The sequence below is a fragment of the Psychrobacter sp. SZ93C1 genome (genome assembly GCF_015864635.1).
In the GTDB taxonomy this organism is placed as follows: domain Bacteria; phylum Pseudomonadota; class Gammaproteobacteria; order Pseudomonadales; family Moraxellaceae; genus Psychrobacter; species Psychrobacter fozii.
Window position 1 is genome coordinate 40,224 of record NZ_JADYWY010000008.1, and the last position, 26,555, is coordinate 66,778.

The following is a 26,555-nucleotide window of genomic DNA, read 5'->3' on the forward strand; positions in this document are numbered from 1 at the left end:
GCTTCTTTTCTGCATGAACCAACGCGAATTTTGCTAAAATGTCAGTCATATTTGTATGACTTTGAGAAATTCGTGTCCTTATTTATCTGCCCCCTTTGTCAATCTCCACTACAGCCTGCTGCAGATACGTGGCGCTGTGATGGTAGCCTACACCCTAAGCAAACGGTACATCCATTTGATGTGGCGCGTCAGGGTTATGTCAATCTACTACCAGTCCAGCAAAAAAAATCTAAAGCCCCAGGCGACAGTCAGCAATCTATTGAGGCTCGCAAGCGATTTTTGCATGCTGGGCATTATCAGCCATTAAATGACTTAATTTGCCAAAAAATGGTGGAGTTATTATCATCAAATGAACAGGTAAATTGGTTAGATGTTGGTTGCGGAGAAGGCTACTACACACAGTCAATGGCGCAACTGAGCACTGAAGCTATCGATACTCTCATTGCTGCTGATATCAGTAAGCCTGCTGTGGTTGAGCTGGCTAAAGTGAGCAAAATGGCAGCTCAATTGTGGTATCAGCAGAATAAAGAGACATCTACTCAGACGACAGCGATTTATCCGTTAGTCACTAGCGCCGCACACCTACCATTACGCGCTCATAGTATGACGGGTATCAGTAGTATTTTTAGTCCCATTCTGCCAGAGGCTTTTGCTGAAGTGCTAGCTGATGAAGGCTATCTAATCATTGCCAAGCCAGATGCAGGTCACTTGGCAACAATGCGTGATGCCTTATTTGATGATGTTCGCGAGCATGATTCTGATAAATTTTTAACAGAGTTGTCACCGTATTTTACGCTATTAGATACTCATCGTGTCAGTACAGAGCTAACGTTATCAGCAGGTGATTTGGCTGATTTAATGACCATGACGCCCTATGCGTATCGTGCACGTAACGAGAAAAAACAGGCATTACTAACAGCCGTTGAAACAAAGCCATTTGATACCGAGGCAAAGTTTGTGGTTTATGTCTTGCGAAAAACGACTGATAAGTAGCTGCTTACAACAGTGTGTCTATATAAATGTACTGTGTTGATGACGAGAATATAGCTAGCATTAATACTCTCCCAACAGCCATCCACTCACAAAAGCAAAATACTCACGAAACCAAGCATTATAGCGGATGGATAAAGGGGTCGGACTGGCGACAGTAATAGGCTGCTGATAGCCTTTATGCTTGGCAATACTGGCTGCGCGAATGGTATGAAAGTCACTGGTCACAATAGCGATGGGCTCGGTGATAGACAGCCCATTTGCTTCTAAGATGTCTCGGCTATTGGCTAAATTCTCTTCGGTACTGGTACTTTTACCTTCTTGTAAAATACGCTCGAAAGCAATGCCATGTGATTCGTGTAGATACGTGGCCATGATATCGGCCTCACTACGTGTACGTTGAAAGCCCACGCCACCACTGGTTATGATCAATGCATTAGGTTGTGATTTGATCAGTGGTACAGCGCTATCTAGACGCTTGGCGAGAGTCGGTGTTGGTTTGCCTGCGACCGTTCCTGAACCCAATACAATAATCGCTGCCACAGTCGGTGCAGGCCCTTTGCTAAGCGTAATCTGCTGCTGTAATGACCAGATAAAAAGACCAAAGCTGATGAGCCAAATTGTAAACACAGCCCAGAGTCCATACCATAAACGATTTAACCAAGGGTTTCGGCTGAAAAATTTGCGAATGGCTTGCCAAAATAGCCCATGAGCGACAAAGATAATCCCTAATAGCAACGGTACTACCGAGCCAAAATTAATTTTACCGACAGCCATCAAAGTAACACAGTCAACGATGATTACGATACCGATAGTGAATAAGATGACACGAGTGCTAGTAAGTAATGCTTTTGACATAGAAATAATACGCTTGTATGTAGATGACCGACATATTGGAAAATGGTTTTAAAGGTGACGAGTCTAAGATTATCACAGTCGTACATTATGATAGATGGATAGGATATGGATTTTTAAGGCGGGTCATCAATCATCAAATAAAAAAGAGCTCCCTAATTGGGAGCTCTTTTTTTGAAAGATATATAAAACTGCTATTTAAACAACCTCTAGCGATGCATACCACGGATAGGATAGTTGTTTTCTGGATTTCTAATAAAAGCCAAGCCGCCAGCCAGCACTTCTAGATCTGGACGGGCAAATGGTGCATTTGAAATATCAAGGATTTGGATATTACCTTCTGCATTGATAACAAACAGACCAGGTTCAGCGAATGGATGATCAGTTTCTTTCTCTGAGCGTGGGTCAGAGATGTATAAACCTAGCGTGTTCATCTGCTCAACAGTTAGACCGTAAGCGATAGGGAAGTTAATATCTAGCTCTTCTAGATGCGCGTTTAATTGCTCTTTACTATCACCTGAGATGGCGATGATATCAACGCCTACCTTAGCAAACGACTCTTTTATAGATTCAAGCTGAGTGAGGTATTGAGTACATTTTGGGCAATGTTTACCGCGATAAACAACGACCATTTTCCAGTCATGACCATTTTCGGGCGTACCTAATGATTTTACTTCGCCATTTAGCATGGTTACGTCTATCTCTGGGAATTTTACGCCGGCATGAAGTTTTTGAGTGTAGTCTGTTGACATTATTTTTATCCTTATCGTTTTATTAAAAAACTATTTACGTTGAATTTGATTGATCGTTCAATATGCTCAGTACCGATACTACAAATAAACGCTCAACAATGAAGTTGGCTTTTTGTTAGCGAGTGCAAGGTTTTATGACTGTCGGTAAATTTTTTATTTTATGAATCTAAAACGTATCTTCAGTTCCTTTAACTATTGATTATAGATATTTCTAATAGGAGCTATCACCAAACGTATCCTCGTAGCTGTCATACCTTTAACCTTGTATCTCATTGCCTTTTTCGAGTCTCTTATATAGGTTTTCGTCTGCAATCGATACAACCAAATAAACACTATGTATCCATTGGACAGATATAACCACTTCTTATCCTAAGCCTACTCACCACGCTGTGCTATCAGTTCATTCCACACTGGTTATTCATTGATAAAAAGCGAGTGGTGGTTAATGGGATAGTTGAGCTCGTATTTTGGCATGCCCTTTTAAGTAAGATGTTCATATTTATCACAAAATATATTCATGGAAAATGATGAATATTTCTGCTATACCTAGTTATACTAATTAATTTGGTTAGTTTATCTAATTAAATTAATTGGCTGTATGGATTTCTAATCTTACGTATCGGAGTTAAGCAACCATAAAGGACGATAACTATGAAATTAGCAAAAGCTGTACTCGCCAGCATCTGTATTTTACCGTTAGCCACCATCGCTTATGCTGAAGACGTTAATACTCAAAACTTACGTATCTCTGAAACCTCAATGATGAGTGTCAATGACGCGGCACCAGCAACCATGAAAATGCACAATGATAATGATCATATGGGCGAAAAATCGAACGCCATTCAAGACGGCAGCGATGTAGAAGTGGACAAAGAAAGAACGTGGCGCTGGCCTTGGCAGAAGAAGAACAAAGAAGTAGCGACACCTGAGCGTCCAAAGTGCTGTTAGTTCATTAACTATAAAGGACTACCACGATGAAATTATGGAAAGCCATTTTAACTAGCATTTTTATTTTTCCGTTAGCTATCATCCCTCATGCTGAAGACGTTGATATCCAACACTTACGCATCTCTGAAACCTCAATGATGAGTGTCAACGAAACAGTGCAACCAACCATGCAGAAAAAAGAAAAAGTACCGACAGATAATAAATCCAGTGCCATTAATAATTCAAATGATGTTGAAGTGGATAAGGAAGAGGGATTTAGATGGCCTTGGCAAAGAAGAAAAGATAAAGCTCTTGAAGCTATCGAAGACTTTAAGAATCAATCAAGGCCCTAGAGAGATTCAGGCAAGTAGTCCGTCATGTGGAACATTTGATGGTAAACCTAACGTAGCTTCTGATAGTAGTATCAGCTATTTATAGTGATTTATTGATATTAAATACTATTACACAAGGATGTATATTATGAATGTTTATAAGCAAATAACGATACTGACACTGAGCATGTCTCTAGTAGGGCTCAGCCATGCCGCCGATGATATGGCAGGTGCCAAAAGTGGTATGACTGTAACGGAGAACAGTGCGATTGCGGCGTGGACGCATAATTGGAGCACCACTGGGAAAGAGAAGAAAAAGGGCAAGGCAAACATGATGTCTTCAAAGGTGAACGTACCGCTGGAAGAGGATGCATCGCAAGTAGCTCTAACCGAGTTTGCTGAAAAAAATAACATGACGAACAAAAGCTACGGAGAGGTTTGTGGCGCATTCGTTGAAGGTGAGATGACTGAAACTAAGCGAGGAGGTCATCGTTGGGGCAAGTCTGACTCGCATTGGCCCAAAAAATCTTTTAAGATTTTTAAAGCACGCGAATTTACGAGCGGTGAAGAAGAACTGGCGAAAAGCGCAGGTCATCTATTTGGTAAAACCCGCAAAACTCATAACTGTATTACCACTAAAATAGGGATCAACGATGAAAACGTTGAGCTTGAGTCTATGAAACTAACAAAATAATTGAGCAATGCTATATATGCTATCTACGAGTAGAACAAAGTGACAGTTAAACATTTAGCTGTCATTTTTTATGTACTAAGCCACATTTTGGAGAGTATTCATGAAAACCTTTTGTTACCTACTGGTGAGTCTGCTTTTTTTGTATTCTACTCAAGCCACTGCCCTAAATACTAACGAGAAAATGATCAATGAACTGTATCAAGATACTGAGCTTGATATTAATAATGTAGATGACGTTTTTGCATACGTGCTATCACAGACTGACGATACCCTCACTATTTACCCTTCAGAAGGCTATTATTACTTTAACTTTTACCATCAGGGCAACTTAATAAAAGGCAATATGTTGGTGGGTCATAAGTTAAGACAGCAAGGCAGCTTATCCTTTATATATTTTTATGACATAGCCGGCAAAGAACGCGGTGAATTTAAAACGCATCATAAACTATATAAATCATCAGACATATTTAGCCTGAAAGAGCATCAACCTAACTTATATCAATTGACCTTCAAAAATATCAAAAAAAACCTTGAGATTAATCAGATAGAGCCGGATGCTGATTTTGTAAAGACGCTTGAGAGTCAAGGTTTTGAAGTCAACCTACCAATGATGGATGATTCGGGGGTCACACTCTATTTGGCATTTCATCCTACTACCGATAACTTTTATTATATTAATCCTTTATCCAGAGATGATGAGTTTTATTATCCTGTTGGCGACGTACTTAAAGTGGGTGCTAGGACTCAGTTTGTCTACCTGCCTATGGAAAAATTTGCCATATTAGTAGGCGTTAATGCCAATAATGTTTATAAAAATAACTATTACGATGGCCCTTTTGATCAGCTCCCTGACGAGGCATTAGCTAATATAGACTATAAGTCTTATTTGTATCGAGTAAATCCAAGTTGGAAAGATAAAATATATGATGACGGCTACTTTATAGATGACCCCGATGCCCGTGTTGCACTGACCAATTATTTTGAATATCTATCGCTTGATGAACTCAAAAAAATCCAACCTTGTGCGTCCGATAAAAATCCGCTGCAGTGTTTAGAAGACAATGGGATGCGTTTTTGATTTTGCACGATGCTGTCTTATATAAGAACACTGCTAGTTATCGTCATACGTTGCATCACGATTAAAGGTAGTAGATCGGGCGAAGATATAGTCTATGGGATTTCCATAGTAAAAAACTCAATAAGGCTTAACAATTCTTAAAGTTTATCTAAAGTAAAAATTGATATTATCTTCTCAATATAATGGATCTACGATTTTGTCACTATAATTTTTTGTGTGAGTAATGACAAGTAGCCACGACGTTTAGACAAGTGCGCATAAGTACCTCTGTCTGACTATGACTAACTTTCAAATATCAATCCAAACGAGAGCGTGTTATAACCCTTATAAAAACGGCTCGAGCTTTCAGCTTGCTTGCTATGGTCACTGCCATACAAGTTTCATCACTGACCTCTGCCTACGCCCATGATCCTAGTGCACATACTCTGCCTGCCAAAGAATGGCAGATCACCGGCCAGCCTAGTGTCGCTGCTGATTTTATTAAATTAGAAAACGACATAGTTTATCTGACCGACAGTCACCATCAGTTGCTCTCTTTTGATTTGTCGGACTTTTCAGCCAATGATCAAACCTATATTTTGGAAAAAAACGCCCATATTCAAGCGATCAATCAGCTAGCAGTGATTGAAAATCTAGTAAGTAGTAATCAATTAACGGCTATCCAAAATCCAAGCGATACTACTGCTATTGCCAATGATAATGGAACTGCACTAAACAAAGCTGATGCGGAAAGTTCTGTTATAACGGATAACAGTGACACGCGCTCTGTTTTATTCTTCTACCTCTTGGGCGGCTTGATCTTAGCGAGTGGTTTGGTTTTTTTCTATGTTTTGAATATACGCCACAAAAAAAACCGAACCTCAAAAGTGGCTTATTCAGTTTTTGGTGTATTGGGTTCAGCTGCGTTACTTGTGGCTTGTAGCAGCACTGAGACGGCCCAAAATATCAGTGCAAAGACTAAAGAGGCGATCGCTCATTTGCCAGTACCAGCCAATGATATTGACTTTATGACGTCAGTATTTGGCTCATTTGATAACGTCAGTACCCATCATGATGATAAATATCGGTATGTCGAATCAAATAGTATACCAAGCCACGAAATGATGACAGGTATCACCAGTTGGCAGCAGCAAGTACCTATCGACCAGGATTATACCAATGAGAACAGTTGGGTCATTCCCTTACAGCCTGAGCTTGCCGATGAGCCTTTGATGGCCAAAGACAATTTTATGAAAGGGGCCATCGCTATTGCAGCCAATGGCATTCCTATATTCAACCCATTAAACAATCGGGGTGAGGATGCCAAAGCATTCGGAGAGTTAGACAATTGGGGCGGGCATTCTGGACGCGCTGATGACTACCATTATCATCTTGCACCAACCCATCTACAGTCACAAGTTGGTGAAGGTAAGCCCATTGCTTATGCACTAGATGGTTTTCCTGTCTATGGTGAAACGGATGATGAGCTTGATGAATATCTAGGCAAATTCAATGAAGACGGTAGCTATGAATATCATGCTACTTCAGAGTTTCCGTATTTAATTGCCGGTTTGCGTGGCAAGGTCACTGTGAATCCAAATACCACAGCACCAGAAAATGAGATTGCACCGCAAGCGCATACGCACGGCGTTCGTCCAGCGCTAACGCCTTTGCGCGGAGCCGAGATCACAGAATACAAGATTATAAGCCCGACTCAATATAGTCTAACGTATACCCATGACGGTCAAGAGCATAAGCTGAATTACGGTTGGGGCGCTACTGAAGCGACTAAAGATACTTATACTTTTGAGTTTATTGATCCAGAGGGTACGACCGTACAGACTTATAAACGCACTGATGATACACAGAAAAAATAATGTGCATCTAATGATAATGATCAGTTATAGAGACAAATAAGCTGAGTTTTAGACCATCTTATATAATGCTAAGGAATCCTAATGAAACCTATTTTAATACCTGCTTTGCTAACCACGACAATATCTGCTGTATTGCTAGCGGCGTGTAGCCAAACTCAAATAGACTCAGCAGCTACCGATGCCAATGAGCAAACGACAGCATCAATAAGTAGTGCAGATGCTAGCAGTTATACTGGCACCGCTAGCTTAACTCAAGGTCTTGCCCAGACTGACGTGACAAATGCCTATGAATGTGACCGCGGTCGTCAAACCAACATCGGTAGTATCCAGTCAACTGACGGTAAATCGTGGACAGTACCAGCAGCGACCAATTTACTCAACACAGATTTCCCAGTGGCATCCGACTTAAACAACCCTTGTACGGGCAACGACTATCGCACCGCCAGTGAAGCTTTATCTCAACTTGATGGCTCAGACATCATTGAAGTAGATGCAGATGGTGAGGTGTATACCGCTTATGTCTTTGCAGATAATTATTTTGAGATGTACGTAAATGGCGTAGCCGTCGGACGTGACAATGTACCGTTTACTCAGTTCAATTCAAACATTGTACGTTTCAAAGCAAAAGCACCGTTTACCGTTGCTATGCATCTGGTAGATTGGGAAGAAAACTTAGGTGTTGGTTCAGAGAGCAATAACGGCTCAGAGTTTCATGCAGGAGACGGTGGTCTAGTCGCTGTGATCAAAGATAAAGATAACAACATCATCGCCAAGACCGATGAAAACTGGAAAGCACAAACTTTTTATACCGCGCCGATTAGAGACTTATCCTGTGTTAGTGAGTCGGGTAGCGAGCGTCTATCTAGCAATTGTGTTACCACCGGCAATGTGCAAGATAGTTCGGCAGATTACGGTCTGCATTGGGAATTGCCTGCTAATTGGCAACAAATAGACTTTGATGACTCTAGTTGGCCGAATGCCACCACCTATAGTAACCAAACCATTGGGGTAGACAACAAATCAGCTTATACCAATTTCACAGATATTTTTGATAACGAAAAATCAGATGCTGAATTCATTTGGTCAACCAATGTAGTACTCGATAATGAAGTTATCGTACGTTACACAGTCAATGGATCATAAAATCTGAAAAGTATTGGTGTTGTTCCAAACGAGCTGACAACACACATATTTAGGTTGGCGGGAATTGTTTTAGAAAAATGGAGCAAGCCAAGTATATCGTTGGCTTGCTCTAGTCAATCCTCTATAAATTGGGTACGGTGTCAGTCTCGCTTAGCCTACTACTTGTAGTGCTTTCACTCGGCTTCCTTGTATCCAAATCATATTGAACCGACTATATATAACCTAAAGACAGGTCATACGTTAGAAAAAACCTCGCTATTTGTATGAGTATCCAATACGTACTCTACATACAACGATATGCGCATAAATCACTGACTAACAAACGTCACCGAATTAGTACTGCTGTTACTATTGGGCTGATTCAGTGTCACCTTGCTTGCTAAGATATCGCTTTTAGCATTGATCTTGTAGCATTCTGATGAAGTGCTTGCCATTACTTACCTATTGACACGAGTCATGCTCAGCTAGAAAAACACATACCAAGCCTACTTCTAAGGATATGGTGGAACTGTATTTGAAAGAGTAAACGTAGCTAAGAGCATATGACAAATTTCCATAGTTATCTATAATAACTCCAATAAGTGGCAGTGCTCCTTTCTATGGTATAGACATTAGCTTTTCTCTTTAAAAAGACCCAAATACGGTACCGAGTATGATGACTAGAGTAAGAGCAATTAAAGGAATGACCACAGCAGTAGCAAATATGTCTTTATAGGACTCTCTATGAGTCAAACCACAAATGGTTAGCATTGTTATTATTGCCCCGTTATGTGGTAATGAGTCCAAGCCACCTGAAGCCAAAGAAGCTATACGATGCATCAGTTCGGGGTCAATGTTATATTGTTCTGCCAATTGCATATAGCTTGCACCCATAATTTCTAACGCTATACCCAAACCACCTGAAGCTGATCCTGTAATACCTGCTAAAACGTTAATCATGATTGCTTCTGATATGAGAGGGTTTCCAGGTGAAATTCCCATGAGAGACTGTTTGATAATCGCGAAACCTGCCAAAGTTGCAATCACGGAACCATAACCCACCTCTGAAGCTGTGTTAAAAATAGGCAGTAAAGATCCGGTAGCGCCTTTGTTTAAACTTTCTGCCACACTATCTATTCTTTTGAAACTCGAAACAATCACAAATATACAAGCTAAAAACAACGATAAAATAATGGCCCATATACCAATAACTGAGCTTAGCGTTACCCCACCAAACTTTTCGTCAGCTAAGTAACTGTTGTTCCATAACGGTATTATGATTTTTGAAAAAGCATAGTTGCCTATTATCACAATGAGAATAGGCGATAATGCGAGCCAAAAATTGGGTATGTCGATACCTGAGTGAGGCTCTTTTTCATTTAACGTATGATTTCCATAACCTTCATTATTTGCACTTGCAATACGCGTTTGGCGATTCATCCACAACATACCTCCGCCTAGCATGACTATCGAGGCAATAATGCCTAAACCAGGAGCTGCAAATGCATCGGTCTCAAAATAAGGCATCGGTATAACATTATGAATGGCAGGTGAACCTGGCAATGCCGTCATGGTCAAAGTTAGGGCACCGATGCAGATGGCTCCAGGTATCAATCTTTTAGGTATGTTTGTCTGCTTAAATAGGGCGGCAGCAATGGGATATATTGCGAAAGTAACGACGAATGCGGATACGCCCCCGTAAGTTAAGATCGAACAGGCCAGTACTACTGCTAACAAAGCATGTTTGTCTCCCAGTTTATCTACTATATTACGAGCGATACTATAGGCATAACCAGAATCTTCCATTAACTTGCCAAAGATAGCACCTAAGATAAATAGTGGGAAATATTTGACAGCAAAGCCTCCAAGACCCTGCATAAATACTTCAGTATAAATCCCCATGGTTTGACTGCTATCGCCACTTAAAACAACAGCTAAAATAGCGAGTAAGGGAGCCAAAACTAATATGCTAACTCCTCTATAGGCAAAATATATCAAAAGTGACAAAGACAAAAAAATAGCAAAAATGCTCATAGTTTCAATTTCCTTCCATGGAAAAATACGCTTTAAATTATAATTTGTGAATCAGGTAATTCTTCTTATAAACAGAATTTAGTCTACTTATTATTCAATAAAATTTTCTCGAGTTTTCTAGTATTTGCTATTTAGATGGTGAAATATCGTCATGAATGACAAATGAATAAAATTACCTTATGTCATAGTGTCAAGGGAGAGGTACTGATATCTAAGCATTTTGCAGATAGAATATTACGATTAGTGCTTAATATATTTACGATATTGAATGCAACCTGACTTGTTCTCTCTATCCAAGAGTATTCAAAGCAATGAATACTTATAGCTACAGTCTTATAGCGAGAGCTAATACGATCGGTATTAGAAAAGTTTTAGCTTGTAAGAGCGAATTTAGAGAATGATTGTTCATAATAGCTATCCTTAGCATGAACCAAATATGACTAGCACAACTTTTGTAGATGAGATTATGTGAGAGCATCAAGCCATTATCTGCTACCTATCTACGAATACAAATAAAACGATACATTATGTATCAAGTTAAAATTTAACAGACATGTAAATAAATATCAACTATTAAATCTTAGTAGTCATTAGAGAGTCCTAGCGGTGTACTCTGAAAATAAGACTGCGCTATGCTGAAGCAACCACAGAGACAGATTTGATAAATTGATGATGTGATGATGAGGGTGTCATGACTAATGAGAAGTACAATTATAGTTCGGAGTTCAAAGTAGAAGCCGTCAAAATAGAGTAGTCAACAATGCCAATTTGAGCGCAACGACTCAGCAGACAGGAATAGCGATGTAAAAGTTATCTAACTGGTAGACAAATAAAATGATGGAAAGCTTGTCGATAATTGGCACAGAACGGTATCCTCCTAAGATTGTTACCGCTCTTAAAGAAGTAAAGTGTCTCAAACGATAGCTGAAAATGATTTAAGATGACCATGTGATTTTAAAATTGATGAAGCTACTTGCTGCTATCTATCAATAACGGCAAATAGCTTTAATATTGGTTGGCTCTATAACTAAAAATAGGTCACACGTTAGAAAAAAACTCGCTATTTGTAGGAGTATCCAATGCGTACTCTACATTCAACGATATAGCCATAAACTACTGACTAACAAGCGTCACTGTCTTAGTCCCATTTGTAGATGGCTGCCTTAATGTCACCTTGCTTGCTAAGATATCGCCTTTGGCATTGATCTTGTAGCATTCTGATGAAGTGCCCATAGGATCAGAGCTCAGTAATAAGTTTTTTGAGTTTTCTATACAGAGCCATGCCGTATTATTGGTGTCTCGCGCAAGAGACCAGTCTTGTTCGTACGACCCTATTTTTTTATGCATACTGCTGTCAGCATAGACGGTTTCAGTCATCAACTTATTTGAGTCACCGACTGTAGCCATCTTAGGAATGATAGTTGTCTGGTTCGATAGTGAATATTTGCCTGTGCTATCTGTAAAGCCATGAAACACTAGTGGATTCAGGGTAAAGTAATTGATCGCGACTGACTGATCAGTGATTCGATTATTTACTTTATTGATGGTATTTACTTCGGCACCTTGCACCGCTTGATTATTGAATTGAATACTGCCTTTAGGTGTAATTTGAATGTCCGCTGAGGCACTTTGATTGCCTACAATAGCAACCAATTTTTCACTCCGTTGTTTGGTATAGATGTTGAGCATAGCAGCCTCAACGGGGTATTGAGTCACTATGCTGTTTGGATTGGCATCAACCGTTGTCCCACCACTTATGCCACTAGCACAAGCGCTTAATCCCAGTCCTGCTGCAATACACAATCCTAGTGTTTTCATGATTTAATTCCTTTATTCTATTTAAATAAGTGTGATAAGTATGGGCGGTTTGTACGGATTTGACCACAGGTATCAATCTTTAAATGTGACTTTGGTTTGTACCTTTAATCAGTTTAGAAAATGCGATTTATTTAGTAGAGATCCTTACTTAATAAGCCGCTATCGTCATAAATACACAAGTCGCTATTGTGCTTAATCCTTTCCGGAAGATGTTTAATTCTATTACCTTTAAGGTATAGAGTTTTTAACTGGCTCAAATGTCCGATACTTTCAGGCAGTACACTCAAACCGTTATCGGAAAGATCAAGTATCTCCAAACGCCTAAGCTGTCCGATGCTTATGGGTAATTCGCTGAGCTTATTGCCACTAAGCATCAGTTTAGTCAAGTTACCAAGCTGTCCGATACTTTCAGGTAGCTTACTGAGGTTATTGTTATCAAGATTCAGTATCTCTAAACGATCAAGCTGTCCAATGCTAATAGGTAATTCATTAAGATTGTTATCACTGAGAGTCAGTTGAGTTAGCTTGTTAAACTCACCAAAGCTTTCGGGTAATGCACTGAGTTCATTGCCACTAAGCGTTAGTGTTTCTAAGTTGCTAAGCTGACCAATACTCTTAGGTAATGCGCTCAAATGGTTATTAGCAAGAAAGAAATAAGTTAAGTTATTAAGCTGTCCAATGCTGGTGGGTAAAGAACTGAGATTATTATCAAAAAGTGAAAGATAAGTCAGATCGTGAAGCTGTCCGATGCTCTCAGGTAATTCATTAAGAGTATTACTACCAAGCGTCAGTTGAGCTAAGTTGCTAAGCTGTCCAATACTTTCAGGTAGTTCTTTGAGATTGTTGCCAGTGAGACCAAGTTGAGTTAAGTTACTAAGCTGTCCGATACTTTCAGGTAGTGCTTTAAGACTATTGCCATTAAGACCAAGTTGAAGTAAGTTTTGTAGTTGTACAATGCTTTCAGGTAACGCCTTAAGCTGGTTATAATTTAGTTCAAGCGTATCTATATAACTAAGCTGCCCGAGACTCTCTGGTAATTCAGAAAAGTTTTTAGCTTCTAGAACAATACTTTTTAATGCTAGCAGAGCTTTTTTATCACGTGGTATAGCCTCATCATTAATGTCAAAACTATCTGCCCAACGCCAAATTTTCTGTATCCAAGTATCATCGAGTGCTAATTGACTAGCTTTACGCTCAGTTATGATTGGGTTGAGCTCATCATGGTTTTTACCAAATGCTGTGAGTGCTTGAAGATTGACTATTATTTGATCGGTATTATTACCATTTTGAGACATCGTCTTTCCCAATATTGATAGAGCACGTTAAGGCTTTATTTTCATTAAATCATATCATTTCATTTATCGTTAGTGACAAGCTAATTGATATGAATCAACAAAATACGCATTTATTCATTCAATAAGTGTTCTGTTGGAGTTTAGGAATAATGCCCAAAGCGGTTTAGCTAAAGTATCAGCAGTTTTTATATGGGTTTGACAGTAAGCATCTATTTATGGCTTGTATAGTCATTCCACTATAAAAGCATTACAGCGTTAACCTCGCTTGAGGTATCACATATACATCTGCACTCGGTTGCCTTGTACTACTTTTAAATTGAATCGACTATATTACTTCGGAACAAGCAAAAAGAGTGAAGAAATAAATTAAGTTGAACAGGAATATTTCGGGCAGCAGTAGATAATGAGTAGAGACAGAGAGTCTTACTTTTAAAAAATTTAAGGGGTGTTTGAGATAGGGTAGAACAAGATGTGGAAACTGATGCTTTGATTAAGCAGAATAAGATTGGCGGTGAAGGAGGAAGCCGAACAATATTAGTAAGTAATTGATTTTATTGGTTTAGATATAAATTTTTATTTATAATACCAGCAATTATACCAACAGAAGATAAGTGCTGGGTGTAACTGCGACCAAGAATCCGTAATGTAACAAAGCATTAAATAAATATTTTATTAAACTTTTGTTTGGTTTAACAGATTAAGTTATATTTACAATAAAGAGGCTGTATTCACATTATATCACTCTTCTTTTATCCAGCGGATCGACGATCAAAATATTATTTAAACAGACACTTATCTCTGCTATTCACAACTATAGAATTTATTAATTAGGTCCGAATTCGAAGTTTCCAAGATCTGTTTGCACGAGTAAATGCCTTACTTGATCTTCATCACAATCAGTTCTACCCTGTACTTTCTGACCATACCCCATTGTAACAGGAAGATTCATGATCATTCGACATGATTGTCCTTTGTTAACAACAACCTCATTAAACGTAAATTGACCTTCGTAGTCCGATGTAAAGCTGATGAAAGTGTCGTATTCAGGAGAAAGGTTTCTGGCACTTTCAATGTTATTCCGAGCATACTCTCGTCCTTCATTTAGTTTCGAATATATTTGAATTTCAAATAAATCCTCACCGTTTTGAACAGAAATATTGTTTGGATTCACAGCTAAGTCATCAGAGATTATGTCTCCTCTTTCTTCGAATCCTAGGTCATCTTGAACTTGGTCATCAAGTGTATTAGGGTTTGTTGGAATTTCACCATAACCTTCATCACCTTCTTGCATTAAAACATTACTATCAGAATCATCAGTTGTTGTATTAACATTATTGTCGTTCGAGCAACCTGATATAACACCAAAGAAAAGTAAAAGTAAAATTGACAGTTTGATGTTCATAAATAACTCGAAGGTAAGGGGTAGTAGAATATATTGCGTATATTGCATCAAACAAAAGTATATAACAAGGCAACAACACCTCATACCCTGCTATTATGACCTCATTATAAGAATTCATATCTCATCAAGTGTTTAGGAATGAAAAATGCCCGACAGTACTGCTAGTCATATTACCCAAATTAATCAAGACGACATCAATAAAGCCGTATGGAACGCCTGCGATACTTTTCGCGGGGTCATCAGCGCTGATACCTATAAAGACTTTATCTTAACCATGCTGTTCCTCAAATATTTGTCTGATGTCTATCGCGATGAGTACAACAAGCTCGTTGAGCAGTATGGCGACAATCCAGAGCTGATCCACGCCATGATGTCTAAGCAGCGTTTTGTGTTGCCTGAGGGTGCGAGCTTTTGGGACTTGTACGAGCAGCGTTATCAGCCGGGCAATGGTCAACGGATTGATGAGGCGCTACATGCGTTAGAGGAAGCCAACGGTACTAAGCTCAAAAACGTCTTTCAAGACATCAGTTTTAACACCGATAAGCTGGGTCAAGAAAAGCAAAAGAATGAGCTGCTACGCCACCTGTTAGAAGATTTTGGCAAAGACATTCTCAATCTAAGCGTTGAGCGTGTTGGTAGCTTGGACGTGATTGGTAATGCCTATGAGTTCTTAATCAAGCACTTTGCTGCCAGTAGTGGGGCGACGGCTGGCGAGTTCTATACACCGCCTGAAGTGTCCAATTTGCTAGCGACTATTCTTGAGCCTGTTGAGGGCGATCAAATCTGTGACCCTGCGTGTGGTTCAGGCTCACTACTCATCAAGTGCGGGGCGATGGTACGCAACAACTCAGGCTCTAAAAAGTATGCGCTATTCGGTCAAGAAGCCATTGGTAGTACATGGGCACTGGCGAAGATGAATATGTTTTTGCATGGTGAGGACAACCACCGTATCGAGTGGGGCGATACCATCCGTAATCCGCTGCTATTGGGTAGCGATGGCAAGCACTTATTACAGTTCGATGTGGTGACCGCCAACCCGCCGTTTTCACTGGATAAATGGGGTCATGAGGATGCCAGCAGCGATCCCTATGGTCGCTTCCATCGCGGTGTGCCACCCAAGACCAAGGGCGACTATGCCTTTATCAGTCATATGATTGAAACGCTTAAGCCAAGCACTGGTCGTATGGGTGTGGTCGTACCACATGGCGTGCTGTTCCGTGCCTCTAGTGAAGGCAAAATCCGTCAGCAACTCATCGAAGAAAACTTGCTCGATACGGTGATTGGCTTACCAGAAAAGCTGTTCTTTGGGACGGGGATTCCAGCGGCTATTTTGCTGTTTAAAAAGAATAGAGGCGATGACAAAGTACTGTTTATCGATGCCAGTAATGAGTTTAAGTCCGGTAAGAACCAAAACCAGCTCACTGAAGATAATATTGCTAAGGTAATCGCGACTTATAAAGCGCGAGAAAGTGTCGATAAATATGCGTATCTAGCGAGTTTTGATGAGATAAAAGAAAATGATTTTAACCTAAATATTCCACGTTATGTCGATACCTTTGAGGAAGAGGCGGAAATTGATTTGGATGCGGTGCGTGCTGAGCGTCTTGAGTTAAAGGCTGAATTAGATACGTTAGAAACCGAGATGGCAGGGTTTTTAAAGGAGTTGGGTTATGGTGCCTAATGGATGGGAAGCTGTAGAAGTTGATGATTTAGCAAAATTTTCATCTGGTGGTACACCAAGTAAACAAAATGAAGAGTATTGGAATGGTTCTGAGCCATGGATCTCCGGTAAAGATTTAAAGACCCATTACCTATGTAGTAGTATCGATAAATTGACAGAAAAAGGTTTTGCAGCAGCTAAGAAAGCTCCAAAAGGATCTACATTAGTTTTAGTGAGAGGTATGACATTATTAAAAGACTTTCCTGTAGGTTATGCAACAAGGGAACTTTCATTTAATCAAGATATAAAAGCATTAGTACCTTTAAAAAATGTAGACGGACTATACTTATCGTTTCTGTTGTCGGGTGATAAGCATAAAATTATGAATTTAGTTAGTACTGCCGGACATGGTACAGGACGACTAGATACGAACTTACTAAAACAGCATCCAGTTAATCTACCTCCATTTTCAGAACAACAAAAAATCGCCAAAATCCTATCCACGTGGGACAAAGCGATTAGTACCACTGAGCGCCTGATTGACAATAGCACCCAGCAGAAAAAAGCGTTGATGCAGCAATTACTGACGGGTAAAAAGCGTTTGCTTGATGATGCAGGGGAAAGGTTTGAGGGTGAGTGGGTTAAAACTGAGTTAAGAAAGCTATTAAAGGAAGAGGGTGCTCGAAATAAAGGCGATAAAATCCAAAGAGTATTGAGCGTTACTAATCATAGTGGTTTTGTCCTTCCTGAAGAGCAATTTTCTAAACGTGTTGCCAGTAAAGATACTTCCAATTATAAAATAGTTAGAAAAGGTCAGTTTGGTTATAACCCTTCTCGTATCAATGTAGGTTCTTTTGCAAGACTTGATGAATATGAAGAGGGTGTGTTGAGTCCTATGTATGTTATTTTTTCTGTTTTACCTAACAAACTGAACAGCGATTATTTTCACCAATGGATGCACTCTCATGAGGCTAAACAACGTATTAATAATAGTACTCAAGGCTCAGTTAGAGACTCTGTGAATTTCAGTAGCTTAGAGGCTATTTCATTAGGTATACCTAATTTAGAAGAACAACAAAAAATCGCCGCTGTTTTAACCAATGCCGATAAAGAAATTGAATTGCTTGAGCAGCAATTGGCAGATTTACAGCAAGAGAAAAAGGCGCTGATGCAGGTGTTGTTGACGGGTAAGAAGCGGGTGGTGGTTGATGTTAACGTTTAATTTCAAATAATAGTTAAGTTAAGGAGTAGATTTTTTTGATCAGTTCACCTGTTTCATATAATTTTCTAGTGGGCGGTAATCCAGCTTATTTACGTAGTTTAGCTGAATTTAGCACAGGTACAAAGTATTTTGATATTGGAGGGGGCGTAGATGATTACCGAGACTGTCCCAACGATGATTTTAGACTGTGCTCCATTCTTTTTACAGATCTTGAAAGTAATCTAGTTTGCCAATTAGGTTATGACTTAGTAAGTATTTCCAATTCTCTACATAAATTATTTATTCCAGAGTATATCCCAAAATCAAAATTTAGTGACTTGAGTTTCCAATCTACATCTGATGACACCGTCATGGCAGTAGGTTCAGGTGATGAATTTGAAATAATTGAGCCATTTGATGAAGGTTTGAGTCTTAACGACTTTCGTAGATTTCCACTTGTGATAAAAAAGTTTTATCATGGAAATACACAAGTTGAATTAGATAAAAAGAATACACGATTCTCAATCAATAATTTTTGCCATAACGAAAATGAATTGATTGAAGATATAAAATCGGAAATATTGGGATCGAAGAAACTTGATGTTTTTCACTTCTTATTAACATCATTTATAAGAGAAGATGTTTATCTGATACTAAAACTAATAGATAGAATTGATACTGATTCTGATGATTGGAGTCAACTATACAAGATATGGGAAACCGTAAATAATCTTACAGGATTCACGAATATTGAAATGGTGGTTGATGACGTTTTATTAAATAGTTTCAGAAATTCTGCTAATAATTTCTCTATAACTGGAATTAATTCAAGACATGGATATTCAAACCGTGCAGGTGGAAGACGAGTTTTGAATTATGATGAAGCTTTAGCCTTTGTTTTAGGGATGTCAAAAGAGTACCTTGAATTCCTTCTACTGAAGTCTAAGAGCGAGAATGATATAACTGTTTTTAGGCTTCCTGAGAGTGTGTGATTGTAGATGAGGATTAAAAGATCCAGCATGTAAATATGAATAAAATAATAGCTTAAAAAAAGGTATTAACTTTTGCACTATAAATATAACTATTTTGAATTAAAAACACTTAAGAAGATTATCATCGGATCCTTGATATTAATGATAGTTATTATTCCATCATTTTATCAAGGTATTGTTGTTTTCCTCACTACTAGTGCTTTTGTCATTGCTGGACTTATAGCATATAGAGTCTTTGAAAATCCTCACGATAATTCTGGTTTTATAGCCGCACCAATTGTTATCATAATGCTAGGCTCAGCATGGTTTTATCAAGTGTTGGCTGACATTGCGTTAGTATTATATATTGTTATTACTATCTGTTTCATAGTACTTCAAATGTCTGCAACCGAGCTATGGCGTAGATGGAAACACCCATTTGAAGAAATTAGCTTGAGTTACAAGGTATGCTTTTGTCTATCACCGATAGTAACAATTGCTGGTTCTTATATAGCATTTGACCAAGGATTATATTTAGAACTAAGAAACGATGATACCCTGAATTTTACTAACTTAATAGAGGATGCTCTATATAAGCTTGCACAATCGAAGTTACCTGAGACAAATTACACTCAAGGAATAAGTAGTTTAGGAGGCTTGGCAGTTACTTCATTTAATAAACTTGCAGCAATTTATTTAGGGTGGAGTGTATTAATAACGGCATGGTTATACTCTGTAAGAGAATAAAGTTACATTGCTATAAATTGTGTCACATTCAATACTCCCGCCACGCTTAGTACCCCTTGGGTAACGCGCAACCTTGGCGGTTTTTTGTTGCCTTTTTTATGCCAGTATCAGTTACAATCGATAAGACCAAACAAACGCTATGTCTTGATTGGAGAGAAGAGTAAAGGTGCGTTATACGAACTATTAAACTATTATCAAGAAAAGTGAATCTTAAAAGGGTATCATTTAATGTTAAAACAAGCTTTAGTGCTATTCTCAATACTACCGTTAACGGCTATGGCTGCCCCTGTAGTGGAAGGTGTCTATGTTAGCGGCACTAATAAACGAGTACATCTAAGCAGTTTTGAATATGAGGGTGCTAAACACTACGAGCTGTTTCTTGCCAATATGATTGGCGACTCTAGCTTTGTTATCGCTAGCAAAGCTAAGCCCATTCAAGATCATCAAACAGTTGTTTTTACAGTACCAGAGAGTGGTTATCTAGACTATCAGTCTAACTTAGGTTGCCAAGTTGAAGCGAGATTTTTACCCAACGAAATTCAGTTAAAAAATTTAAGCAACTGTACGTCTACTGAAATGGCATTTAACGGCTCTTATGTCTATTCAAAACAGTCCAGTGTTGTTCCTAAAAAGTATCAAGGTGCTTGGGGTGAATGTCAGTATCCCAAATCAAATCGCGAGCAAGCATTTTTAAGTGATAGCAAGGGTTCTTCAAATGGCACTCAACGCTTCGATGTTATCAAAGTAGATCCTATATCTTCAAATGAGTTAAATGTCACAGGTGCTTTTTATTATGAAGCTGACCCAGTCATACACACGATAAATTATAAATATTTACCGGATAAAAGTGTACGTGTTAAAGCTGATTGGAATGACAACTCATCACTTTATAAAAGATGTAGTGACTAGCTCCACACTTTTTAGGCAATACTAATATACATATAGAACATGGTTAGTTCCTATATCTCACCTAAAAGGAAATTAGTAAATGACTCAAGTCAACTTTGTGATGGTCAGAAGTCCTAAGCTCATTAAGTATAGTCAGATTGGCTATGGTTGGGTAAGTGTTAATTTTTCTCAATTCGAGACTGTCACAGATTTAATTGAGCAAGGGTTTCAAGGTATAGATAGAGGACGACAAACCAACCAAATAAAGCGCTATTTTAATCTCAAGCAAGGTGACTATGTAATTGTACCGTTCTCTGGCACGATCGCTATTGCTGAAGTGGTTGGGTACAAAAGCTACCATCCAATTACAGAAGGCCTTCAATATGGGGAAAATAGAATCACAGTTAGCTACCTAAAGCATAAGGACGGCTACTTTATTCCTAGAGGTAGTTTATCAACAGCACTTCAAAATCGGTTGAAGATTCGCACGACTATTTGTGATCTAAATGAATTCTCAGAAGAGCTGTATAAGCACATTGAGTCTATTAAAAATGACAAGCTATATACGTGGAATAACGAACAGGAGCTGAAACTACAAGAAAACACAGAGAAGTTTAAAGCGCAGCTGCTGACGAGATTACGCAATAATAAAGGCATCAATCTACAATCTGGCGGTATCGGACTTGAGCAGCTGATTAAAGAAATTTTAGAAGCCAAAGGCTACAAAGCTCGTATACCTGCAAAAAATGAAAAATCGGGCATACAAGACGTGGATATCATTGCCACACGTCTATCGGAGTTTTCAGATAAAACAGAAGGCATTTTTATCCAAGTTAAACATCATGAGGGTACAACAGGGAATCATGGTGTTAGACAGGTGGCAGAGTACGAGATCAATGAAGATGACTACACGCACATTGATAGAGTACTTATCACAACGGCAGAATTTAGAAATACTGATTTTGCAGAACTGCATGATGTGACGGTGTTGGCAGGCGCAGATTTTATCAACTGGATATTTGATAACCTTGAACATTTATCAGAACAAAGCCTTCTGGCACTTGGTATATCGAACTTACCTACGTTGCTATAACAAAGATAAAAGGTATGTGCGACATGGGTTGTATAAACCGTCATAAGTATTCATAGATATCGAGTGATCGTACGGATGTCAGTCGCTAATGTTAACTTCTAATAATAATTTATTAAGTTCAATCAAAGGAACAGTGAAATGGATATGGACATTACGGCAAAAACATTCGCTGATCGTGATGAGTTTCAGCGTAAAAGCATTGCTGAAAAAGCTATTAAGCTCCTAAAATCTGATATAGATATTTCACCAATGGTCATCGATGGCAGTTGGGGCACAGGTAAAACTGAGTTCTGCCATAAACTTATAAATCTAATGAAGCAAGATAATACACACAATATCATTTATATTGACGCTTTCAAAGCTGATCATGTTGATGAGCCTTTGATGACAGTACTCGCAGAAATTATTAAAATCTTACCTGACGGTCCACGTAGAAAGGCTTTTATAAATAGAGTGTTACCAGCTGTACGGTATACCCTAAAAACAGTTGCTAAAGCTGGGGTTTCCCACCTTTTAAGACAAGACTTCGCTGATCTTACAAACGATTTTGATGAAGTAATTCAAAAAGCCGCTGATGATTCAATAGATAAAACAGCAGAATTAATACTCAAAGATCATGTGGAGGCGGAAAAGAGTTTACAGACGTTGCAAACTGCTTTAACTGCTATCGCATCCCAAAATCCTATTATCATATTTATCGACGAACTTGATCGCTGTAGACCAAACTTCGCGGTCGATATGCTTGAGATAATCAAGCATACATTTGACGTTACAGGCGTCAGCTTCGTACTCATTACAAATACTCAGCAGTTGAAAGCTTCTATAAACCACTGCTATGGTCAGGCAGTTAATGCACAACGCTACTTAGATAAATTCATAAAGTTTAGGTTTGAGCTGTCTCCGCATTCTATTAGAGACTTAAACTCTCCTGTTTTAGCAGCTACTGATCATTTTTTTAAACTGGCAAGAAATACAGGGTGTTTACCTAATGATCTTGTAGGCTCAAATTATTTTAGAAAAGCTATTGAACATTTGATTAAACATCAAAACCTTTCTCTTAGAGAAGTAGAAACGCTAATTTTACATATACAAATTGTACAAAGCCTTTCTGATTCAAAGACATTTTCTAAAAGAATGTTTCTTGGTTATGTTTTGCTACGACTGATTGCTGTGATGTTAGTGTGCTTTCGACCGTCACTCTTGAATGTAATTAAAAGTGAAGCCATTGATGCTAGCCTATTGGGCGATTTCTTAGGGGTAAAAGAAATTCCGATTATTAATAATGGACGTCCTGTGTATCAAGATCTTGTTAGACCAGAAGCTTTTGAAGTAATGATGGTGGTTCTTGCCAGAGATTGTACTCAAAATACAAGAAATTATACACCGAGTGAAGACAAGCTAGAAGAATGGGATGTCTATATGGGTAGTTTTATGGATGGTATGCCATATAAAGGTAGAGCAATAAAACTAATATTAGAAACAGCAAATATAATGGCTTTTGAGTAATAGGTTTAAATTATGGCTACATTGAATTTCCAAGAAGAATTCAGCTCAAAGCTTCCTGCTTTAACCTTGCTCACCACGCTAGGCTATCAGTTTATCTCACCAAATGAGTGCAGTGCCATGCGCTCAAAAGTGGCTGTAAACAAGGCCACCAATCAAGTCGTATTATTGCCCATCATGCGTGCGTTTTTAGCCAAGCAGACTTTTATGTTTGAAGGTAAGGCGCATCATTTATCAGATAGCGCCATTGATAAGATCATGCATGAGCTAAACCCAGCCATGAACTTAGGCTTACAGGCAGCAAATGAGGCGCTATATAACGCCATGCTATACGGCGTGACCGTGACTGAGTTTATCGATGGTAAAAAGACCTCGCAGACCATCGCTCTGATAGATTGGAATAATATCGACAATAATAGCTTTCACGTTACCGAAGAGTTGGTGGTACTCAATAGCGAGGGCACGAGTAGTCGTAGACCTGATATCGTCTGCTTTGTGAATGGTCTGCCTCTGGTAGTCATTGAAGCCAAACGCCCTGACTCCAGTAGAGAGTGGCAATCGACCAACGCTCAAGCGGTGTCCCAGCATATTCGCAATCAACATCAAAAAGAAATCCCGCATCTATTTGCCTATAGCCAGTTATTACTGGCCATCAATGGTAATGATGGTCTGTATGCCACTTGCGGTACGCCTGAGAAGTTTTGGGCAAAATGGGTCGAGGAAGAAATCTCTGAGCCTGACTTTCATCGTTTAAAGAACCAAGCACTTAATCCTAAGCAAATTGAGAGTTTATTTGGTGATCGTCCTACCTCTATCAAAGAGCAATATCAGTCATTAGTTGATGGCGGTGATCTAGTCGTCACCGACCAAGACCGCTTAATCATCAGCCTTTTACAGCCTGAGCGTTTGCTTGAGATGACGCGTATGTTTACCTTGTTTGATAAAAAAGTGGGCAAAATTGTTGCCCGTTATCAGCAAGTCTTTGGTATCAAAGCCCTGATTGAGCGTATCAGTACCTTTGACAAGAATGGCAGTCGTGAGGGTGGTGTCATCTGGCATACTACAGGCAGTGGTAAATCCTTTACGATGGTGTTCTTCTCCAAAGCGCTTATTTGGTTAGAAGAGCTCGCGAAGTGCCGAGTCATTGTCGTCACCGATCGTGTTGATCTAGAAACTCAGCTTAGTCAAACCTTTGCCTCTGGTGGTGTACTTAGCGATCGCGATAAATCCGATGCGATGGCAACCTCTGGTCGCCGTCTGGCGCAGCAAATCGGGCATGGTAACGAACGCGTTATTTTCTCTATTATTAATAAGTTTGGCTCAGCCGTTAAGTATGATGAATGCTATAACGACAGCCCAAACATCATCGTCATGGTCGATGAAGGTCACCGTAGCCAAAACGGTGAGAATAATATCCGCATGGCGCAAGCCCTGCCAAACGCTGCTTTTATTGCCTTTACAGGTACGCCATTGCTAAAGGATGATAAGACCGAAAATAAATTCGGTAGCATCATTCACTCCTACACGATGCAGCAAGCAGTCAAAGACAAAACCGTTACCCCACTGTTATACGAAGAGCGTATCCCTGAGCTTAATACCAATGACCAAGCCATTGATGCATGGTTTGACCGTATCACCCAAAAGCTTACGGATGATCAAAAGACCGACCTCAAACGTAAGTTCTCACAAAAAGGTCAAATCTATCAGGTTGAAGGTCGTATTGAGCTGATCGCTCATGACATCTCTGATCACTTCCAAAACTTTAAACAGCAGCACCTGAAAGGTCAACTGGCTTGTGACTCTAAAGCTTCAGCCATCCGCTATAAGATGGCATTGGATAAGATTGGCAAAGTGACCTCAGTGGTTGCTATGTCACCACCTGACACTCGTGAGGGGCATGATACCGTTGATGGCAAATCAAAAGACATCGTCCAGAACTGGTGGCAAGCCAATGTTGCCAAAGAGTATGGCGGTGATGAAAAGGCTTATACCAAAGCTATTATAGAAGCCTTTAGTCAAGATGATGGTCCTGACATTATGATTGTCGTTGATAAGCTATTAACGGGCTTTGATGAACCTAAGAATACCGTGCTGTATATCGATAAGCCCTTAAAGCAGCACAACCTCATTCAGGCGATTGCACGGGTAAACCGCTTGCATGAGAAGAAACGCTTTGGTTATCTGATTGACTATCGTGGCATCTTAAAAGAGCTGGATATCACCATTGAAAAATACCAAGACTTAGCCGATCGTACACAAGGTGGCTTTGATATCGAAGACCTCAAAGGTCTATATAATGCGATGGATACTGAGTATAAGCAGCTACCCAGACTACATAGCGAGCTGTGGGCGATATTCTCATCAGTGAAGAATAAACAGGATGGGCAAGCGTTAAGACAAGTGCTTGCGCCAAAAATGCAGGAAATAGAGGGAAGGGTAATTGATACTAGACTCAAAGAACGTGATGACTTTTATGCGGCTTTGACCGAGTTTTCTAACGCTATGAAAATTGCGTTGCAATCAGCGTCTTTCTTTGAAGACAAATCTTTCGATAGTAAACGTGATCGTTATAAACAAGATCTAAAGGCCTTTGTTAATCTACGCAAGCAAGTGCGCGAAGATGCTGATGAGACTGTCGATTACGATGAGTACGAAGCAGATATTCGTAGCTTACTCGATAAGCACATCGCAGGGCTTGAGGTTCGCGAGGCAAAGGGCGTTTACCTAGTTGATAATTTAGGTAAGGATGTTAAGCCTGAAGCGATGAGTGATGATGAAGCACGCAACCAAACGGATAAAATCACTGGTCGGGTGACCAAGATGATTGAGCAAGATTTGGCTGACGATCCCTATGCGCAAGAGTATTTCTCTAAACTCCTAAAAAAAGCCATTGAAGAAGCCAAAGCGATGTTTGATGCACCAGTGAAGCAGTACATGATGTTTGCTGACTTTGAGCAAGCCGTCAAAGACCGTGATGTCGCTGATGTGCCGAATGCATTTATCGATGATAGTGGTAAGTTAAACAAACATGCTCAGGCGTACTTTGGTTTGTTTAAGCACTTATTTGATGCCGACTTCTTAGCGGATAAAGAGTTAGATAACGACAAGCTAGTCGCTTATGCCTTTGAGATTGATAAGATCGTCAAGACAGCAGTGGCTGAGTATTCTATCAATCCAGCAGAAATTGAGAATGCTATTAGTGTCAAATTGCTGCCAATGTTATTTATGGATTTGGGTATCGATAAAGCGCAACAGCTCATCGAAGAAGTGCTAAAGATTACCCGTCTTGGACTTTCAAGAGACAAGTAGCCTAAGAGCAGCAAGAGGGTAGTAAGCA

General features: G+C 39.4%; 21 protein-coding genes. 15 read left to right on the forward strand and 6 right to left on the reverse strand.

Annotation, left to right across the window (positions count from 1 at the left end):
* Positions 1 to 72: 72 nt before the first annotated feature.
* Positions 73 to 993 carry a putative RNA methyltransferase gene (locus I6E83_RS10885; protein WP_197101909.1) on the forward strand — a complete coding sequence of 307 codons (921 nt, stop codon included), beginning with the start codon at positions 73 to 75 and terminating at the stop codon, positions 991 to 993.
* Positions 994 to 1,053: 60 nt separating this feature from the next.
* Here the strand turns inward: I6E83_RS10885 and I6E83_RS10890 are convergent, their stop codons facing one another.
* Complete coding sequence (locus I6E83_RS10890; RefSeq protein ID WP_197101911.1) at positions 1,054 to 1,848, reverse strand: YdcF family protein; 795 nt, start codon at positions 1,846 to 1,848, stop codon at positions 1,054 to 1,056.
* A gap of 206 nt (positions 1,849 to 2,054) precedes the next feature.
* On the reverse strand, positions 2,055 to 2,597 hold the full coding sequence (locus I6E83_RS10895) for a redoxin domain-containing protein (protein WP_197101913.1): 543 nt from the start codon (positions 2,595 to 2,597) through the stop codon (positions 2,055 to 2,057).
* Between the two features lie 651 nt (positions 2,598 to 3,248).
* Here I6E83_RS10895 and I6E83_RS10900 point away from each other — a divergent pair.
* The 6 genes from I6E83_RS10900 to I6E83_RS10925 all read left to right on the forward strand — a co-directional run bounded on the left by I6E83_RS10900 (position 3,249) and on the right by I6E83_RS10925 (position 8,627).
* Complete coding sequence (locus I6E83_RS10900; RefSeq protein ID WP_194363816.1) at positions 3,249 to 3,545, forward strand: hypothetical protein; 297 nt, start codon at positions 3,249 to 3,251, stop codon at positions 3,543 to 3,545.
* Positions 3,546 to 3,571: 26 nt separating this feature from the next.
* On the forward strand, positions 3,572 to 3,877 hold the full coding sequence (locus I6E83_RS10905) for a hypothetical protein (protein WP_197101915.1): 306 nt from the start codon (positions 3,572 to 3,574) through the stop codon (positions 3,875 to 3,877).
* Between the two features lie 127 nt (positions 3,878 to 4,004).
* Complete coding sequence (locus tag I6E83_RS10910) at positions 4,005 to 4,550, forward strand: hypothetical protein (RefSeq protein WP_197101917.1); 546 nt, start codon at positions 4,005 to 4,007, stop codon at positions 4,548 to 4,550.
* 100 nt (positions 4,551 to 4,650) lie between these two features.
* Positions 4,651 to 5,628 carry a hypothetical protein gene (locus I6E83_RS10915; protein WP_197101919.1) on the forward strand — a complete coding sequence of 326 codons (978 nt, stop codon included), beginning with the start codon at positions 4,651 to 4,653 and terminating at the stop codon, positions 5,626 to 5,628.
* A gap of 359 nt (positions 5,629 to 5,987) precedes the next feature.
* The gene (locus I6E83_RS10920; RefSeq protein WP_197101921.1) at positions 5,988 to 7,484 is read left to right on the forward strand and encodes a YHYH protein; all 1,497 of its coding nucleotides are present in this window, start codon (positions 5,988 to 5,990) and stop codon (positions 7,482 to 7,484) included.
* Positions 7,485 to 7,565: 81 nt separating this feature from the next.
* Positions 7,566 to 8,627: a hypothetical protein gene (locus I6E83_RS10925; RefSeq protein WP_197101923.1), complete on the forward strand. Its 1,062-nt coding sequence runs from the start codon at positions 7,566 to 7,568 to the stop codon at positions 8,625 to 8,627.
* 624 nt (positions 8,628 to 9,251) lie between these two features.
* On the opposite strand, the gene I6E83_RS10930 is transcribed toward I6E83_RS10925, so the two are convergent.
* The 4 genes from I6E83_RS10930 to I6E83_RS10945 form a co-directional block, all read right to left on the reverse strand.
* Positions 9,252 to 10,640, reverse strand: a complete 1,389-nt coding sequence (locus tag I6E83_RS10930; protein ID WP_197101925.1) for a GntP family permease — start codon at positions 10,638 to 10,640, stop codon at positions 9,252 to 9,254.
* 1,113 nt (positions 10,641 to 11,753) lie between these two features.
* Positions 11,754 to 12,458: a hypothetical protein gene (locus tag I6E83_RS10935; RefSeq protein WP_197101928.1), complete on the reverse strand. Its 705-nt coding sequence runs from the start codon at positions 12,456 to 12,458 to the stop codon at positions 11,754 to 11,756.
* Between the two features lie 131 nt (positions 12,459 to 12,589).
* Positions 12,590 to 13,753 (reverse strand): leucine-rich repeat domain-containing protein, encoded by a 1,164-nt coding sequence (locus I6E83_RS10940; RefSeq protein WP_197101930.1) that lies wholly within the window; start codon positions 13,751 to 13,753, stop codon positions 12,590 to 12,592.
* A gap of 823 nt (positions 13,754 to 14,576) precedes the next feature.
* Positions 14,577 to 15,155, reverse strand: coding sequence for a hypothetical protein (locus tag I6E83_RS10945; RefSeq protein WP_197101931.1), 579 nt, complete (start codon positions 15,153 to 15,155; stop codon positions 14,577 to 14,579).
* Between the two features lie 145 nt (positions 15,156 to 15,300).
* Here I6E83_RS10945 and I6E83_RS10950 point away from each other — a divergent pair, with 145 nt between their 5' ends.
* From I6E83_RS10950 to I6E83_RS10985, 8 genes are all read left to right on the forward strand, one after another.
* Positions 15,301 to 16,836 (forward strand): type I restriction-modification system subunit M, encoded by a 1,536-nt coding sequence (locus I6E83_RS10950; RefSeq protein WP_197101932.1) that lies wholly within the window; start codon positions 15,301 to 15,303, stop codon positions 16,834 to 16,836.
* On the forward strand, positions 16,826 to 18,037 hold the full coding sequence (locus I6E83_RS10955; protein WP_197101933.1) for a restriction endonuclease subunit S: 1,212 nt from the start codon (positions 16,826 to 16,828) through the stop codon (positions 18,035 to 18,037). The genes I6E83_RS10950 and I6E83_RS10955 overlap by 11 nt, the downstream gene beginning before the upstream one ends.
* 35 nt (positions 18,038 to 18,072) lie before the next feature.
* Entirely contained in the window at positions 18,073 to 19,008 is a 936-nt protein-coding gene (locus I6E83_RS10960; protein ID WP_197101934.1) for a hypothetical protein, read from the forward strand.
* A 72-nt stretch (positions 19,009 to 19,080) separates the two neighbouring features.
* Positions 19,081 to 19,734 carry a hypothetical protein gene (locus I6E83_RS10965; protein ID WP_197101935.1) on the forward strand — a complete coding sequence of 218 codons (654 nt, stop codon included), beginning with the start codon at positions 19,081 to 19,083 and terminating at the stop codon, positions 19,732 to 19,734.
* 228 nt (positions 19,735 to 19,962) lie between these two features.
* Entirely contained in the window at positions 19,963 to 20,643 is a 681-nt protein-coding gene (locus I6E83_RS10970; protein WP_197101936.1) for a hypothetical protein, read from the forward strand.
* 79 nt (positions 20,644 to 20,722) lie between these two features.
* On the forward strand, positions 20,723 to 21,715 hold the full coding sequence (locus I6E83_RS10975; RefSeq protein ID WP_197101937.1) for a restriction endonuclease: 993 nt from the start codon (positions 20,723 to 20,725) through the stop codon (positions 21,713 to 21,715).
* 138 nt (positions 21,716 to 21,853) lie between these two features.
* Positions 21,854 to 23,221, forward strand: coding sequence for a KAP family NTPase (locus I6E83_RS10980; RefSeq protein WP_197101938.1), 1,368 nt, complete (start codon positions 21,854 to 21,856; stop codon positions 23,219 to 23,221).
* 12 nt (positions 23,222 to 23,233) lie between these two features.
* Positions 23,234 to 26,527 (forward strand): type I restriction endonuclease subunit R, encoded by a 3,294-nt coding sequence (locus I6E83_RS10985; RefSeq protein WP_197101939.1) that lies wholly within the window; start codon positions 23,234 to 23,236, stop codon positions 26,525 to 26,527.
* The last annotated feature ends 28 nt before the right edge of the window (positions 26,528 to 26,555 follow it).

Coding starts and splice junctions, on each gene's coding strand:
- I6E83_RS10890 (WP_197101911.1), bottom strand. CDS start 1,848: ATGTCAAAAGCATTACTTACTAGCACTCGTGTCATCTTATTCACTATC.
- I6E83_RS10895 (WP_197101913.1), bottom strand. CDS start 2,597: ATGTCAACAGACTACACTCAAAAACTTCATGCCGGCGTAAAATTCCCA.
- I6E83_RS10900 (WP_194363816.1), top strand. CDS start 3,249: ATGAAATTAGCAAAAGCTGTACTCGCCAGCATCTGTATTTTACCGTTA.
- I6E83_RS10905 (WP_197101915.1), top strand. CDS start 3,572: ATGAAATTATGGAAAGCCATTTTAACTAGCATTTTTATTTTTCCGTTA.
- I6E83_RS10910 (WP_197101917.1), top strand. CDS start 4,005: ATGAATGTTTATAAGCAAATAACGATACTGACACTGAGCATGTCTCTA.
- I6E83_RS10915 (WP_197101919.1), top strand. CDS start 4,651: ATGAAAACCTTTTGTTACCTACTGGTGAGTCTGCTTTTTTTGTATTCT.
- I6E83_RS10920 (WP_197101921.1), top strand. CDS start 5,988: ATGGTCACTGCCATACAAGTTTCATCACTGACCTCTGCCTACGCCCAT.
- I6E83_RS10925 (WP_197101923.1), top strand. CDS start 7,566: ATGAAACCTATTTTAATACCTGCTTTGCTAACCACGACAATATCTGCT.
- I6E83_RS10930 (WP_197101925.1), bottom strand. CDS start 10,640: ATGAGCATTTTTGCTATTTTTTTGTCTTTGTCACTTTTGATATATTTT.
- I6E83_RS10935 (WP_197101928.1), bottom strand. CDS start 12,458: ATGAAAACACTAGGATTGTGTATTGCAGCAGGACTGGGATTAAGCGCT.
- I6E83_RS10940 (WP_197101930.1), bottom strand. CDS start 13,753: ATGTCTCAAAATGGTAATAATACCGATCAAATAATAGTCAATCTTCAA.
- I6E83_RS10945 (WP_197101931.1), bottom strand. CDS start 15,155: ATGAACATCAAACTGTCAATTTTACTTTTACTTTTCTTTGGTGTTATA.
- I6E83_RS10950 (WP_197101932.1), top strand. CDS start 15,301: ATGCCCGACAGTACTGCTAGTCATATTACCCAAATTAATCAAGACGAC.
- I6E83_RS10955 (WP_197101933.1), top strand. CDS start 16,826: ATGGTGCCTAATGGATGGGAAGCTGTAGAAGTTGATGATTTAGCAAAA.
- I6E83_RS10970 (WP_197101936.1), top strand. CDS start 19,963: ATGTTAAAACAAGCTTTAGTGCTATTCTCAATACTACCGTTAACGGCT.
- I6E83_RS10975 (WP_197101937.1), top strand. CDS start 20,723: ATGACTCAAGTCAACTTTGTGATGGTCAGAAGTCCTAAGCTCATTAAG.
- I6E83_RS10980 (WP_197101938.1), top strand. CDS start 21,854: ATGGATATGGACATTACGGCAAAAACATTCGCTGATCGTGATGAGTTT.
- I6E83_RS10985 (WP_197101939.1), top strand. CDS start 23,234: ATGGCTACATTGAATTTCCAAGAAGAATTCAGCTCAAAGCTTCCTGCT.